The organism is Streptomyces sp. NPDC054849, from assembly GCF_053610945.1.
In genome coordinates this window covers 41,922-55,349 of record NZ_JBSGZI010000011.1, presented here as the reverse complement: position 1 = coordinate 55,349, position 13,428 = coordinate 41,922, and the positions used below count along the sequence as shown (strand labels likewise).

At 70.9% G+C, this 13,428-nt stretch carries 13 protein-coding genes; 9 read left to right on the top strand and 4 right to left on the bottom strand.

All coding sequences use genetic code 11. The features are described 5' to 3' along the window. Positions 1-88: 88 nt before the first annotated feature. Positions 89-1,630 (bottom strand): S1C family serine protease, encoded by a 1,542-nt coding sequence (locus ACWGIF_RS07775; protein WP_453492617.1) that lies wholly within the window; start codon positions 1,628-1,630, stop codon positions 89-91. A 226-nt stretch (positions 1,631-1,856) separates the two neighbouring features. Between ACWGIF_RS07775 and ACWGIF_RS07770 the strand changes: the two genes are divergently transcribed. The 3 genes from ACWGIF_RS07770 to ACWGIF_RS07760 all read left to right on the top strand — a co-directional run bounded on the left by ACWGIF_RS07770 (position 1,857) and on the right by ACWGIF_RS07760 (position 4,594). After that, positions 1,857-2,657, top strand: coding sequence for a glycerophosphodiester phosphodiesterase (locus ACWGIF_RS07770; RefSeq protein WP_453492614.1), 801 nt, complete (start codon positions 1,857-1,859; stop codon positions 2,655-2,657). A 171-nt stretch (positions 2,658-2,828) separates the two neighbouring features. Further along, positions 2,829-3,344, top strand: a complete 516-nt coding sequence (locus ACWGIF_RS07765; RefSeq protein ID WP_453492611.1) for an ATP-binding protein — start codon at positions 2,829-2,831, stop codon at positions 3,342-3,344. A 275-nt stretch (positions 3,345-3,619) separates the two neighbouring features. Continuing rightward, positions 3,620-4,594: a DUF5926 family protein gene (locus ACWGIF_RS07760; RefSeq protein ID WP_453492608.1), complete on the top strand. Its 975-nt coding sequence runs from the start codon at positions 3,620-3,622 to the stop codon at positions 4,592-4,594. Between the two features lie 180 nt (positions 4,595-4,774). On the opposite strand, the gene ACWGIF_RS07755 is transcribed toward ACWGIF_RS07760, so the two are convergent. Continuing rightward, complete coding sequence (locus ACWGIF_RS07755; protein WP_453492606.1) at positions 4,775-5,347, bottom strand: hypothetical protein; 573 nt, start codon at positions 5,345-5,347, stop codon at positions 4,775-4,777. Positions 5,348-5,456: 109 nt separating this feature from the next. Continuing rightward, entirely contained in the window at positions 5,457-6,272 is an 816-nt protein-coding gene (locus ACWGIF_RS07750; RefSeq protein ID WP_453492603.1) for a bifunctional DNA primase/polymerase, read from the bottom strand. Between the two features lie 396 nt (positions 6,273-6,668). Here ACWGIF_RS07750 and ACWGIF_RS07745 point away from each other — a divergent pair, with 396 nt between their 5' ends. Both ACWGIF_RS07745 and ACWGIF_RS07740 read left to right on the top strand, forming a co-directional pair. After that, a complete protein-coding gene (locus tag ACWGIF_RS07745) occupies positions 6,669-8,222 on the top strand; it encodes a PP2C family protein-serine/threonine phosphatase (RefSeq protein WP_453492753.1) in 1,554 nt (517 codons plus the stop codon). 120 nt (positions 8,223-8,342) lie between these two features. Next, the gene (locus ACWGIF_RS07740) at positions 8,343-9,809 is read left to right on the top strand and encodes an aminopeptidase P family protein (RefSeq protein WP_453492600.1); all 1,467 of its coding nucleotides are present in this window, start codon (positions 8,343-8,345) and stop codon (positions 9,807-9,809) included. Between the two features lie 60 nt (positions 9,810-9,869). Here ACWGIF_RS07740 and ACWGIF_RS07735 read toward each other — a convergent pair whose 3' ends face one another. Continuing rightward, positions 9,870-10,313: an ATP-binding protein gene (locus tag ACWGIF_RS07735; protein ID WP_453492597.1), complete on the bottom strand. Its 444-nt coding sequence runs from the start codon at positions 10,311-10,313 to the stop codon at positions 9,870-9,872. 231 nt (positions 10,314-10,544) lie between these two features. On the opposite strand from ACWGIF_RS07735, the gene ACWGIF_RS07730 reads away from it, so the two are divergent. From ACWGIF_RS07730 to ACWGIF_RS07715, 4 genes are all read left to right on the top strand, one after another. Beyond that, positions 10,545-11,387, top strand: a complete 843-nt coding sequence (locus ACWGIF_RS07730) for a hypothetical protein (protein WP_453492594.1) — start codon at positions 10,545-10,547, stop codon at positions 11,385-11,387. Between the two features lie 99 nt (positions 11,388-11,486). Next, entirely contained in the window at positions 11,487-12,209 is a 723-nt protein-coding gene (locus ACWGIF_RS07725) for a YcnI family copper-binding membrane protein (RefSeq protein ID WP_453492591.1), read from the top strand. A gap of 67 nt (positions 12,210-12,276) precedes the next feature. After that, positions 12,277-12,930: an SCO family protein gene (locus tag ACWGIF_RS07720; protein WP_453492588.1), complete on the top strand. Its 654-nt coding sequence runs from the start codon at positions 12,277-12,279 to the stop codon at positions 12,928-12,930. Further along, the gene (locus tag ACWGIF_RS07715; RefSeq protein ID WP_453492585.1) at positions 12,927-13,406 is read left to right on the top strand and encodes a copper chaperone PCu(A)C; all 480 of its coding nucleotides are present in this window, start codon (positions 12,927-12,929) and stop codon (positions 13,404-13,406) included. Before ACWGIF_RS07720 ends, ACWGIF_RS07715 begins: the two co-directional genes overlap by 4 nt. Positions 13,407-13,428 lie beyond the last annotated feature (22 nt).

Below are 13,428 nucleotides of genomic sequence, written 5' to 3'. Positions count from 1 at the left end.
ACCGAAGCATAAGCGGACGTTGGAGGGGCCGTAGGCGGAATCCAGCCTACGGCCCCTCCTTCTCACGCCACTGCTGCGGCGGGTGCTCCTACTTGTCGCCGATCCGCGAGCCGAGGGTGATGTCGACCGTGGTCGGCTTGCCGCCGCGCAGGTAGGTCAGCTTGACCGTGTCGCCGGGCTTGTACGTCCAGATCATGCTGATCAGCGTCGGGCCGCTGTCGACCGGCTTGCCGCCGAATTCGGTGATGATGTCGCCCGGCTTGAGGCCGGCCTTGCCGGCCGGACCGTTGGGGTCGACCAGCTCGTTGGCGGCCGCGCCCTGCTCGGAGATCTTGGCGCCCTCGGTCTTGGCCTGGAGGTCCACGGAGACCGAGATCACCGGGTAGACCGGCTTGCCCGTCTTGATCAGCGATTCGGCGACGTTCTTCGCCTGGTTGATCGGGATGGCGAAGCCGAGGCCGATGGAGCCGGCCTGGCCGCCTCCGAAGCCGCCGTTGCCGGCCGACTGGATCGCGGAGTTGATGCCGATGACGGCCCCGCGTCCGTCGAGCAGCGGACCGCCGGAGTTGCCCGGGTTGATCGAGGCGTCCGTCTGGAGTGCGCTCATGTACGAGTTCTTGCTGCCGGTGCCGTCCCCTGATGCGACCGGGCGGTTCTTGGCGCTGACGATGCCGGTGGTGACCGTGTTGGACAGGCCGAAGGGGGCGCCGATCGCGATGGTCGAGTCGCCGACCGCGACCTTGTCGGAGTCGCCGAGCGGCAGCGGCTTGAGGCCGGCCGGAGGGGCCTTCAGCTTGAGGACGGCGACGTCGTAGCCCTGGGCGCGGCCCACCACCTCGGCGTCGTACTTCTTGCCGTCGGAGAAGATCGCGAAGAGCTTGCCACCGTTCGCGGCGGAGGCCACCACGTGGTTGTTGGTGAGGATGTGGCCCTGCTGGTCGTAGACGAAGCCGGTGCCGGTGCCGCCCTCGCCGTCGCCGGCCGAGGCCTCGATGGTGACCACGCTGGGCAGTGCGCCCGCGGCCAGGCCGGCGATGGAGCCGGCCTCGCGCTTGAGGTCCTTGGGGGTGTTCGCGGCGCTGATCGTGGTCGAGCCGGTGCCGGTGTTGCTGCGCTCCGCGGCCCAGTAGCCCACGCCCCCGCCGATGCCGCCCGCGAGGAGGGCCGCCACCAGCACGCCTGCGATCAGGCCGCCCTTGCCCTTAGGCTTGGGCGCGGGAGCCCCGTCGGCCGTCAGCGGAGCACCCCAGACCGCGCCGCCGTGGCCACCGCCTGCGCCGTACGCGGGGACGGTGGGCGGCGGGGGCGGCCATCCTTCGGCTCCGTAGGCGGCAGGGGCGGGAGTCTGCCCGTAGGCGGGGGCCGGAGCCGCCGGGGCGGGCGGGAACTGCCGGGTCGGCTCGGTACCGGGCGCGGGCGTCGGAGGCAGCTGCTGGGTCACCGGCTCGGCCGCGGCGGGCGCGTGCGCCGGGGCGCCCGGAGCGGGACCGGGAGCCGCGGTCGGTGGGGCGTCGGCCGGCTGCGGAGCAGACGCCGGGGCCCCGGCCTGCGTCGCGGAGGCCGGAGCAGGGGGTACGGACGGGGCCGCGGGGGGTGTCGGGGCCGCGGTGCCCTCGTTCTCGGTGCTCACAGCGCTCTCTCCTCGTCACACACGGCTTCAGTATTTCTCTGGCGATCGGTCCGACTGAACGTTCGACGTGCCGCACAAGTTCCTGGGCAAAGCCTTTCCCATGACCCGTCAGAGCACTGTAAGCCGGACCTGTGCATCTCCCCCCATTCTTTATATGCGGCATTCCGGACGCATCCGCACGGCTGGACCTCGACGTACGGCGCTCTGGCGGTGGCACCATGGCCCGGTGACCCACGCAATGCCACGCACCATCCAGGTCGTCGCCCACCGCGGCGCCTCGGAGGACGCCCCCGAGCACACCCTGGCCGCCTATCGCAAGGCCATCGAGGACGGCGCCGACGCCCTCGAGTGCGATGTCCGGCTCACCGCGGACGGCCATCTGGTCCTGGTGCACGACCGCCGGGTGAACCGGACCTCGAACGGCCGCGGCGCCGTCTCCGCGCTGGAGCTGGCCGATCTCGCCGCCCTGGACTTCGGCTCCTGGAAGGACCGCGAGGAGTCCCCCGACTGGGACGCGGACCCCGAGCTGACCTCCGTCCTCACCCTGGAGCGCCTGCTGGAGCTGGTCTCCGATGCCGGCCGGACGGTGCAGCTCGCGATCGAGACGAAGCACCCGACCCGCTGGGCCGGACAGGTGGAGGAGCGCCTCCTCATCCTCCTCAAGCGCTTCGGCCTGGACGCCCCGCCCGTCGAGGGCCCCCACCCCGTGCGGGTCATGAGTTTCTCCGCGCGCTCGCTGCACCGGGTGCGGGCTTCCGCGCCGGCGATCCCGACCGTGTACCTGATGCAGTTCATCTCGCCCCGGATGCGGGACGGGCGCCTGCCGGCCGGGGTGTCGATCGCCGGTCCCGGTATGCGCATCGTGCGCAACCACCCTGGTTTCATCCGCAAGCTTCAAGCCGCGGGTCACTCCGTACACGTATGGACCGTGAACGAACCCGAAGACATTCAGCTCTGCGCTGATCTGGGCGTGGAAGCGATCATCACGAACAGACCCCGTCAAGTTCTGTCCCAACTCGGGCGCTGACGTCCCTATTTGCGCACTCGCCACTCCCTGCCCGTGGATAACAGGGTGTGCTCCGGCGCATCCGCTCCGCATTCGTCCGGCATGAATGCGTCAGAGGTGTCCGCTTCGGCGGTTTCCGGTCCAGGCCATTGGGGCATCCAGACCATGCGTGGGGCTAAGGAGGTTCCGGGGGTGGCGTTGGTGGTGGCACAGGAAGTGCCCACGTCGTCGTGCATGGACGTACGCCATGGTCCTGCGGGCGTGGGCGAGGCGAGACACCGGATGCGTGAGCAACTGCGTATCAGCGGGGTGCCGGAATCGGTCGTGGACGATGCCGTACTGATCCTTTCCGAACTGCTCAGCAACGCCTGCCGACACGGCAGGCCTCTGGGCACACGGGAAGTCGGGGACGGGGAGATACGCGCCGCATGGCGCATCGACGGAGCGGGGCGGCTGACGGTCGAGGTAACGGACGGGGGCGGGCCCACCCGCCCTGTTCCTGCCACGCCCTCGGTCACCGCGCGCGGCGGCCGGGGGCTGAACATCATCAGCGCCCTCGCCCAAGACTGGGGTGTCCGGGACGGAGCGGCGGGTGAGGTCACCGTCTGGGTGATCGTTGCCTGTGGGCCCCGGCACGACGATTTCGCTACGCGCGTTGCGCCCCCGGCGATCGACTTCAGCACGGCGTTCGACGATCTGGATCCCTGACAGCGGGATCCCTGACAGCACAGCCGCGCAGCAGGACCGCAGAACAGCACGCACGGCATCCTGCACAGCGCACGACTGCACCGCAGTACCGCAGTACCGCAGTACCGCACAAACTCACCACAACAGCACAGCAGTACCGGTCATCCGCACAGGCGGCCGTCCGGGAGCGCACGCCGACCGTGCTCCCGGCCGCACCCCACCGGTTCCGGCGGTACGAACGGCTAGGCTCGCGCCCAGACACGACGCCGTACCGCCGCAACCGGGAGACACCCACGATGGCCAAGAAGCGCCCCGCAGCCAAGACCGCAAAGCCGCAGCTCACCAACGGTGAAATCCCCGTTGTGGGGGCCCGCGAGCCCTGCCCCTGCGGATCCGGGCGCCGTTACAAGGCCTGCCACGGCGCCGCCGCCGCGCACGCCGTCACCGAGCACGTCCAGCGCCCCTTCGAGGGCCTGCCGGGCGAGTGTGACTGGGTCGCGCTGCGCGAGCTGGTCCCCGCGGCCACCGTCCCGCTGTCCCTCAAGGGCGGTCTGCCCGAGGGCGTCCCCTCGGTCACGCTGGTGACCGTACTTCCCATGGCCTGGCCGGCGCTGCGCCGTGAGGACGGGTCCGTTCTGCTCGGCCTGCAGAACGACTCATCCACCGGGGACCTCGGCCGCGACATGGCCGACACCCTGGAGCGCGCACTCGTAGCGGAACCAGGCACTCCGATTCCTGCGCGCCGGGTTCCTGCCGAGGGTCCGCGACTTCAGGATCTCCTGGACCTCGACGGCGGTTTCGAGCCGGTTGTGCACAGCGGCTTCGAATTCTGGATTCCGGAATCGGAGAGCGCCCAGAACTCCTCCCCGGAGATCGCCGCCTCCCTGGAGCGCGCCAACGCGGCCGCCATTCCCACCGTCAAGCTGACCGGCGTCGACGCCGCCTACTGGTGCGAGACCCCGGAGAAGAACCACCTGCGCTGGGTCATGCCGCACCCCGAGGAGAAGCTGCTCGACGCCCTCGCGCGGCTGCACGCGGCCGGCACCTCCTCGCTCGGCGAGGGTACGAAGCTCGTCGGTTCCTTCCGCGCTCACGGCCTGATGGTCCCCGTCTGGGACCTGCCCACCGGGCTCACGGCCGAGGACGTCGAGAAGCCCGCGGCGGAGTTCGCGGAGCGGCTGGCCGGGGCTCTGGCCACGGACGCCCCGCTCACCACGGAAGAGCGCCGGGCACGCGGCGGGCTCACCAACCGCCAGGTGACCCTCAGCTGACCGCACACACGCGCGGAGCCGGTGACCGGAGTCACAACTCCCGTTAATCGTCTGCAAATCGGTGTCTGAATATCAGAGATCGAATTTGCGAACAGGCGATCTCTTGTTACCGTTCTTGTAGCCCGGTCGCTGGTGCATCCCCCGTCGCCAGCGACCGGGCCCTTCCATTTCCGGCGGTACTCAACCGTCACCCCGTGCCGGTGAGTTGCTCCCTGACCGCAAGAGCAGCTTGCCTTCATCATCCGGAACTGCAAACTCCGCTACGGCCGAGTAACTGTCCGGCTCGCCGGCCGAGGCCTCTTTCGGCGTCTCGCACAGGCCCGGCTCGTCGCCCGCGCCGACCGCGCACATGATCTGCACGGTGCGCCCGGCCGGACCCATCACCGTCAGCACGGCATCGACCGCGCGACCGCTGGTGTTCCGGTAGTAACTCCGGCCCCACGTCCGACCTTCGGACACCAGCACGCACGTCTGCGCCTCCACCCCGTGCGGCGAGGACAGCTCGGGGCCGCAGCGGGAATCCGTACGGGGCTGCTCGGCCTTGCCCTGTCGTGCGGGCCCGGCCGGCCCCGCCGAGCGCGCGGGCGACGCAGGAGCGCTGCGGGGGGAGTCCGAAAGCCCGAGCGTCGAGAACAGGCCACCGCCCTTTCCGTCGTCCTGACCGGCGAAATCCGGCCCGGCGATCGCTCCGGCAAGCGGGAGGGACAAGATGACCAGCACACCGGCGCCGATACCGATCAGGCGGAGATTCATTCGCCGAAGATAGCGATGCGGGAATGGGGCACGGAGATCCCCGCGCCCAATTCCCTTCGAAACCGGTCCCGCTGGCACCCGTACGAGTGATCCTCCGAGGTCCGGCGGGTCAGTACGCGAGCCGGCTGCCGCCTCCGGGTGCACCGCTGCTCGCCTCGACCAGCGCGTCCACGACCGTCTCGACCTCGGGCAGCCAGAGGTTCCCAGCGCCCTGCGTCCGCGGATCAGCCGCCACCGGCGGCCGCCCTTGTGACGCCGTCCGCGGCCACACCCGCGACTGCGGATGCAGCTGTGACGACCGTGACGACCGCGCGTGTGGCTGCGCCCCCGGCTCCCGTTCCCAGCGCGCCTGGCCGCCACTGGACGCGGCGGAGGGCGGCATCAGCAGATAGCCGCCCTCACCGTGGAACCGCAGCGAGGACGGCACGTGGTCCTTCGCGTAGAGGAGTTCGCCGAGCCGCTCCAGCGAATACGGAGACACCAGCAGCGACCAGCGCGTGGGTGTGGCCACGATCGGGCCCAGCCTCATGCCCTGCGCGTCGAGCCGTACGAGGGCCCGTGCGGCCGCGGCAGCCGGCAGGCTCACCGCGCACGGGGCGGTCCCGCCGGTGGCCATCAGGACGGGGGCGGTGGGCCGGTTGGTCCACCACCAGGCAATCATCCGGGGGTCGGTGGTCGCCGCGAGCAGCCCCGGGTCGAAGGGGTGTGCGCCGGGAACGACGCAGTCGGGGTCGGGGCAGGCGCAGCGCGAGCCGTCGGTGCCGGATCGGCCGACGCCGGGCAGGACGGGCCACTGCCATGTGGTGGCGCAGGTGAGCGCCGCGTCGAGGAGAGCGGATGCGGAGCCGCTCTGTCCCGGGTCGGGGCGCAGGGATTGAAAGCGATCGCGGAGCCGCTGGAGACGCCTTCCGAGGATCTCGCGCATGAGCGCTCGTTCCTTTCCGTTGAACGCCGAGGGCCACATCACACCATGTAACCGGTGTCTCACCACACGTACAGGTTTCGCGTCACTGTCCGCCAGAAGCAGGTTCACACGGTTCGTGCAGTTTTCTTGCGGGTCCGTCAAACGTCCGGCGCGGGGTGCAGCGCGACCGCGCCGGCTGCCGAGAGCGGCTGCCGCCGCTAAGGACGGCGGCCCGTCCCGGGTGGTTCCCGGCGGGGCCAACTGACCGCAGGCGCCAACGAGTACGTACCCGACCCCCCGTGGAGCCCGCCCAGTCGATCGCAAAAACCGACTGCCTCCAGCTTTTTCCGGCCAAGTTCTAGCCTTGGCTCGACGGTGAGTTGCCGTCCCATGGACACCAGGATTCCCACCTGGGCAATGCTGGACATGTATCCACGTGTGCGTGTAGATGTGGATTCCTTGATGGCGGCGCAGCACGATCTGGGGGTTTGCGATGCTATTTGGCGAATCGCACCAGGTGGAAAGGCGGACGCCATGAGCGCCCCGCATCTGCCGAAAGTGGCTGGAATCGATCCAGCAGTTACCGCGTCACCGCAGACTGTGGCGCCCTCGCCCGTCCGGACCACCCCCGCACCGGCCCCTCCGCCCGGCCCGGGCAGCCTCATTCAGGACCGGCTGGCGGGCATGGTCTCGGATCTCACCACCCTGCACGAGCTCACCGAGCGGCTGGCCCGCACCTGTGACCTCGACAGCTCCCTCCACGAGTTCCTGCGTGCCGGAGCCGCACTCGTCGGCGCCCGCCGCGGCCTGATCGTCCTGGAGCCCTCCGACGGGCTCGGCCCCAGCAGCACGATCGGCCTCGGTCTCGGCCATGCCGAACTCGGTCACATCGAGACCGTGCCGCGCAGCGCCACCTCCTACGGGCGGATCCTCGACGGACTCCCCGACGCCCAGGGCGGCTCCGAGATCCTGCCCGAACCGGGCACGCCGCCGGGGACCGGCGGCTTCGCCGCCCCCGTCGACCCCCGGCACCGCGAGGTCGCCGCCCGCCTCGGCTACGCCGCCAGCTACGCCCTCCCGCTGACCGCCGACGCCACCGGCCGGCTCGGCGCGGCCGTCTGGCTCTACGACGAGCAGGCCGAGCCGAACGACCGCCAGCGCGACCTCGCCGGGCTCTACGTGCGACAGGCCGCCGAGCACCTGGCCCGGATGCTGGAGGTGGAGCGCTCCCGCGCGCGGCTCGCCACCCTCGCCGAGGAACTGCTGCCCAGCCGGCTCCCCCGGATCCCCGGGGTGCAGCTCGCGGCCCGCCACCACACCGGTCCGCGCGGTGGAGGCGACTGGTACGACGCCCTGCCGCTGCCCGAGGGCGCCCTGGGGCTGGCCGTCGGCTCCGTCACCGGATCCGGTCCGAGCGCCATCGCCGCCATGGGGCGACTGCGCGCCTCGCTGCGCGCCTACGCCGTCATGGAGGGCGAGGACCCCGTGGCGGTCCTGTCCGACCTGGAGCTGCTGCTGCGCCTGACCGAGCCCGCCCGCTCGGCCACCGCGCTCTTCGCCTACTGCGAGCCCGCCGGGGGGCCGTACGCCGACGACCAGGGCAGCAAGATCATCTTGGCGGGCGCCGGGCACGCCCCGCCGCTCCTCATCGGCGAGCGCCGCACCGAGTATGTGGAGACCTCGCTCTCCGCCCCCCTGGGCATGCTGTCCTGCTGGGAGGCACCGAGCGTCGAGATCGAGCCCGCACCCGGAGAAACGGTGCTGCTCTACACCGACGGACTGCTGCGCCACACCGGCGACCCCATGGACCGGGCCTACGCCCGGCTGCACGCGGCGGCCGCAGGGGTGCCCCGGAGCGCCCGGGACGATCCGGCGGCCCTCTGCGACCACATCCTGCGCACCGTGCTGCCCGACGGGGGGCCGGCCGACGCCCCCGAGGACATCGTGCTGCTCGCCGCCCGGTTCGAGTGAGCCGCGGGGCGCGGTCCGAATCGTGACGGACGGCATGATTCGGACCACGCCCACTCCGTACACGCATACGATGGATGCGGTCCACACCCAGGTCCGTACCGTCGTAGCTGAGGAGAAGACGTGGCTGACGAGCTCACCCCGGAGACCCCGGAAGAAGAGCAGCCCAAGAAGACGCACAAGCAGCGCAAGAACGGTCTGTACCCGGGCGTCAGCGACGAACTCGCCGAGAGCATGCGTACCGGCTGGGCCGACACGGAGCTGCACGGACTGGAGCCCATCGCCCAGGCCGAGCACACCGCCGCCCGCCGCGCCGCGCTGTCCGCGCGCTTCCCGGGCGAGCGCCTCGTCATCCCCGCGGGCCGCCTGAAGACCCGCTCGAACGACACCGAATACCCCTTCCGCGCCTCGACCGAGTACGCGTACCTCACGGGCGACCAGACCGAGAACGGCGTCCTGGTGCTGGAGCCCACCGGCGCGACCGGCCACACCGCCACCATCTACCTGCTGCCGCGCTCCGACCGGGAGAACGGCGAGTTCTGGCTGTCCGGCCAGGGTGAGCTGTGGGTCGGCCGCCGCCACTCCCTCACGGAGGCCGAGCAGCTCCTGGGCATCCCCGCCCAGGACGTCCGCAAGCTCGCCGAGGCCCTCACCGAGGCCGAGGGCCCGGTCCGCAACGTGCGCGGCCACGACGCGCTGATCGAGTCCGCCCTCACCGACAAGGTGACCAAGGAGCGGGACGAGGAACTGCGCGTCTACCTCTCCGAGGCCCGTGCCGTGAAGGACGCTTTCGAGATCGGCGAGCTGCAGAAGGCCGTCGACTCCACCGTCCGCGGCTTCGAGGACGTCGTGAAGGTCCTGGACAAGGCCGAGGCCACGTCCGAGCGCTACATCGAGGGCACCTTCTTCCTGCGCGCCCGCGTCGAGGGCAACGACGTCGGCTACGGCTCCATCTGCGCCGCCGGCCCGCATGCGTGCACCCTGCACTGGGTCCGCAACGACGGCGACGTGCGCTCCGGGGACCTGCTGCTGCTCGACGCCGGTGTGGAGACCCACTCCCTGTACACCGCCGACGTCACGCGCACTCTGCCGATCAACGGCACGTACACCGACATCCAGCGCAAGATCTACGACGCGGTGTACGAGTCCCAGGAAGCCGGCATCGCCGCGGTGAAGCCGGGTGCCAAGTTCCGCGACTTCCACGACGCCTCACAGCACGTGCTGGCCGAGAAGCTCGTCGAGTGGGGCCTGCTGGACGGGCCGGTCGAGCGCGTCCTGGAGCTCGGCCTGCAGCGCCGCTGGACCCTTCACGGCACCGGCCACATGCTCGGCATGGACGTCCACGACTGCGCCGCCGCGCGCACCGAGGCGTACGTCGAGGGGACGCTGGAGCCGGGCATGTGCCTCACCGTCGAGCCCGGTCTCTACTTCCAGGCCGACGACCTGACCGTCCCCGAGGAGTACCGCGGGATCGGTGTCCGGATCGAGGACGACATCCTCGTCACCGAGGACGGCAACCGGAACCTGTCGGCCGGGCTGCCCCGCACCTCCACCGAGGTCGAGGCCTGGATGGCGCGCCTGAAGGGCTGACGCCTCCACCGATGGTGTCGGTGGGCGGGATCCCGTGGGGGGTCCCGCCCACCGGCGTTCCTACGACACCTTCAGCAGGGCGTCGTCGCGCCACTTCAGCGTCTTGTCGAAGCTCACCACCGCGCCGCGGCCCGGCCGGTTTCGAAAGCGGACGTGGTCGGCGAGCTCGGCGATCAGGTCCAGGCCCCGGCCGTGTTCGGCCAGGGCGGGTCTGCGGCGGGCCACCGTGGCGGGCGGGAACCCCGGACCGGAATCGGTCACCTCGATACGGCAGCAGTCCCCGTCGAGATAGGCCGTGACGTGGTACGCCTCGGTCTCGTCCGGGATCGCGCCGTCGCCGCCGTGCTCCACGGCGTTCGCGCACGCTTCGCTCAGCGCCACCGAGAGATCGAAGGAGATGTCCGGGTCCACCCCCGCGGTCTCCATCGTCCCCAGCAGCAGTCGCCTGGCGAGCGGCACGCTCGCGGCTTCGCGCCTCAAGTGGAGAGACCACCAGATGCTCATACGGTTACGTATTGCCGCCCGTGAGCAGCCGTAAGCGCCCTGCGGCCGTCCGAGACCGCATTACGCCCGTCCGGCCGATGTGGCTCTCCCGGGAGGCGATGTATGCGGCGGTGCACTTGACCGGGACACCACCGGCCACAGGGTCCGGACCGTCTTCGCAGAGGGGACTCATGGGGACCTTCCGGACCTGCCGTATGGAGGGCCTGAGCGCAGTGCGATGATGGCCCGGCCATGTCTGACCCCCACGCGACGCACGCCGGAGCCGGCCTCCGGCTGACCCGGGCCGCGGTGTTCACCGCGGTCTGCGTCGTGCTGTCCGCGGTCGGGCACGCCCTGGCGTCCTGCGCCACCGTGCCCTGGTGGTCGCTCTGCATCGGCTTCCTCGCCGTCTTCGCGGTCGCAGCCCCGCTCGCGGGTCGCCGGCGGACACTGCCCGGGATCGCCTCCGGTCTCACCGCCGGACAACTCGCGCTGCACACGTTGTTCGGCCTCGGCCAGCACAGCACCGGGGCCACGCAGGGACCGGCCGGCGCCGGCGACCGCTCGCTCGCAGAACTCGCGGCCCGACTGGTGTGCGGGGGCAACTCCGTACCGCTCAGCTCGGCCGACGCCCGGCGGATCGTGGAGGCCGCAGGCCTGGACCCGGCCGCCCTGACCCAGCAGGCAGCACAGGTCGCACTGGCCGGGGAGGTCGCGGCGCAGGGTCACGGCACCCACGCGCACGTGGCCCAGGCCGCCGTCACCGCGCCGGCGACCGGCCTGTTCAGCCCCGCCATGCTGATCGGCCACCTGCTGGCCGCACTCGCCGCCGGCTGGCTGCTCGGCCGCGGCGACGCCGCACTGTTGCGGATCGTCGAACTGTCCCGGCTCTCCGCCGAGTCCGCCCCGATGCGCCCGCTGCGCGCCGCACTGGCCTTCGTCCGCGCCCTCGGCGCCGGACTCGCCGGCGCGCCTGCCCGTAACCCGCAGGCCGTGCGGACCGGGTCCGACCCGACGGCCTCCACCGGCCGGGAAGTACTCCAGCACACCGTGATCAGGCGCGGGCCCCCCGTGGCGCTCGCCCTCGCAGCCTGACGCGGCACCCCTCCCCGGGATCAGCGGGAGCACCGGTGCCGCGAACTCCGCGCGCGCCCGTGCGCGGAGCCGCCACTGCTTCCATGGAGTGTTCCTGCCATGAAGACCTCTCGCGTCTCGATCGCCGCCGCCCTCGCCGCCGGCACCGTCCTCGTCCTCTCCGGCCCTGCCTTCGCCCATGTCGGCGTACAGCCCGGCGAGGCAACCAAGGGCGGCTACGCGACAATCAACTTCAAGGTCCCCAACGAGCGCGACAACGCGTCGACCACCCAGCTGGAGGTCAACTTCCCGATCGACCAGCCGCTCACCTCCGTCATGCCGCAGGACGTTCCCGGCTGGACCGTGACGGTCGAGAAGAGCAAGCTCGACCAGCCGCTCACCGTGCACGGCAAGCAGATCAACGAGGCCGTCACCAAGGTCACCTGGTCCGGCGGCAAGATCGAGCCCGGGAAGTTCCAGCAGTTCCCGCTCTCCGTGGGCAAGTTGCCCGAGAGCGCCGACCAGATGGTGTTCAAGTCCATCCAGACGTACGACAACGGCGAGATCGTCCGCTGGATCGAGGAGGCCAAGGACGGCGCCGCGGAGCCGCAGAACCCCGCGCCCGTCCTGAAGCTGACCACCCCCAAGGGCGACGACCACCACGGCAGCGGCGCCAAGGCCGACGAGGCGAAGAACGCCGACAAGAAGGCCGGTGACGGCCATGGCAAGGCCGCCGCCGAACACGGCTCCGACACCACCGCGCGCGCCCTCGGCATCGCCGGCATCGTCATCGGACTCGGCGGGGTGGCCTTCGGCATCGCCTCGCGTCGCCGCTCCGCCTGACCCGCCGCGCCCCCTGGGCGCGCCCGCTCCGAACGTCCGCATTCCCCGATCCCAGGGACATCTCTCCATGCACACCACACGTGTGACGCTCGCCGCCCTTCTCGCGGCGGCCGCGCTCACCCTCACCGCCTGCGGCGGTGAACCCGCCAAGACCGGCTCGGTCACCCAGATCTCCGGCGGCCAGAGCAACACCCAGGCCGCGACCGTGCTGGACCGCCCCTTCAGCAAGCCGGAACTCGTCCTCACGGACACCACGGGCAAGCCGTGGAACCTCCGTGAGCAGACCAAGGGCAAGCCCACTCTCATGTACTTCGGCTACACCCACTGCCCCGACGTGTGCCCGCTGACGATGAGCAACATCGCCGTGGCCAAGAAGGCACTTCCCAAGGCCGACCAGGACAACCTCCAGGTCGTCTTCGTCACCACCGACCCGGAACGGGACACCCCCGAGTCCCTCGGCGCGTGGCTCAAGGCTCAGGACCCGTCCTTCACGGGGCTCACCGGGGACTTCGCCACCATCCAGGCCGCCGCGCGCGCTCTCGGAATCGGCATCGAGCCCGCCACGAAGGGGAGCGACGACAAGGTCGTCTCCATGCACGGCGCCCAGGTCATCGCGTTCTCGCCCAAGACCGACGAGGGCTACGTCCTCTACGGCGAGGGCACCACCGTCGACGACTACACGAAGGACCTGCCGAAGCTCACCAAGGGGGAGAACCCGTGAACGCCCGCACCACCCGCACCCTCGCCGCCGCCCTCTCCCTGACGGCAGCGCTCGCCATATCCGGCTGCTCCGGCGACGACAAGCCCAGGATGACCGTCAGCGGCGCCTTCATGCCCCAGCCCGTGAACGACAAGATGGCCGGCGGCTTCATGGTCATCAAGAACGGCTCCGGGACCGCCGACAAGCTCACCGGCGCCACCTCCCCGCTCTCCGACGATCTCGAGATCCACGAGACCAAGGACCAGAAGATGCAGCAGGTCCAGTCGATGGACGTGCCGGCGAACGGCGAGCTCAGGCTGGAGCGCGGCGGCAACCACATCATGTTCATGGGTCTCAAGAGCACTCCGCAGGTCGGCGACAAGGTCACCGTCGAGCTCCGCTTCGAGAAGGCCGGCTCCGTCAAGGTCGAGCTGGACGTGAAGGACCGGACGCACACCGCACAGGCTCCTACATCCACGGCCGGCAACGCCCACTGACGGATCGAGGAACTGACACGCC